Here is a 1208-nt window from a genome sequence, read left to right on the forward strand (position 1 = left end):
ACCTTGAAATATAGATACATGCTAAACGCTTCATTTTCATTTATACATTACCTAAGTATTTTCATTACGATATCTTGACTTTGATAAAATCTTTGTGCCCCTCTGAATTGTTCGGATAGTACTGAACCTTCTACAGTGGCTTTTGTTTTTATCGTATGGTAGGCATCCCTTTTGCTTCATGGTTAAAAAATTTCATACTAAGTTCGCGTTTTTTCCTTTTGATAAGTGATTGCTCAGCCTTACGTAAATACGCCACCATTTCCATCTTTATAAATTCATTTTGGATCATGGCTAACGAACCATCGATATGTGCTTGAAGATCTGCAGTATCTTTCAGGTTTTCTTTTGTTGGAAGTCCATCTAATAGATTTCTGAGGTATTGAAAACGATTTTCTACGTTTTCAAAAGTTTCTAAACTTACAGCTTTATCTTGTATCGATGCAAATTGTAAACGCTCCGAAATAGCTTTGCCCATTTGATCAAAAGTCCCAGAAATTTTGTTTTCTTCCTCTAATACCTTTTGATATGATTCCCTTGAAAGCTGATTACTCTTATAGAGCGCTTCTGGCTCTTTGAGAAAAAAACTAGAAAAGTCTATTTTCTGAGGTCCAGTTTTCTGACTCTTTGTTATAGCTTGATAGGTTTTTTCTGTTTGCGAAATTTGTTCTTTTTTTAACTCAAGCTGTTTTTTTAAGAGCTCAATAATTTCTCCTTTTTTTAATAGATTAATAAGCTCCAGATATTCTGCAGGTGGAGTAGGTGGTGTCGGTGGAGCTGGTAGAGCAGGTGGTGGCGGTGGAGCTGGTAGAGCAGGTGGTGGTGGTGGAGAGGGATTATTTATTGTCTTATGATCTACAGTCTTCGGAATACACACCGTCTTAAAAGTTCTGGAGCTCCAGTAACAATGATTAGCGAGAGCTGACGTTCCAAAAATTATACTGATCGCTATAATGATAATTATCTTTTTCATCTGTCTCCTCGCTTGATTTCGGCAGGGATTGTTTTATTAATAGGCACACGGTTCCTATCATTTGGCTGTTTTAACTTTGGTGCTAATGCACAAGCTGATAAAAGGTTTGCAATCAAAATTATAAGAATGATCGACTTCATTTTAATATAACTCTTTTTTACTGTTATATATATCCTGATATTTGTTGTCATTATTATTATTTTGAACATAAAGTAAAGTACGTTATGTGTAATTATTT

At 34.8% G+C, this 1208-nt stretch carries 2 protein-coding genes; both read right to left on the reverse strand.

What is annotated here, in order from left to right; translation table 11 throughout:
* Positions 1 to 148 precede the first annotated feature (148 nt).
* Positions 149 to 970, reverse strand: a complete 822-nt coding sequence (locus tag ACFIK0_RS09155; protein ID WP_375663881.1) for a type IV secretion system protein — start codon at positions 968 to 970, stop codon at positions 149 to 151.
* Positions 967 to 1110, reverse strand: coding sequence for a TrwH protein (locus ACFIK0_RS09160; RefSeq protein ID WP_273790050.1), 144 nt, complete (start codon positions 1108 to 1110; stop codon positions 967 to 969). The genes ACFIK0_RS09155 and ACFIK0_RS09160 overlap by 4 nt, the downstream gene beginning before the upstream one ends.
* Between the last annotated feature and the right edge of the window lie 98 nt (positions 1111 to 1208).

Source organism: Bartonella sp. CL63NXGY (genome assembly GCF_042194905.1).
In the GTDB taxonomy this organism is placed as follows: domain Bacteria; phylum Pseudomonadota; class Alphaproteobacteria; order Rhizobiales; family Rhizobiaceae; genus Bartonella.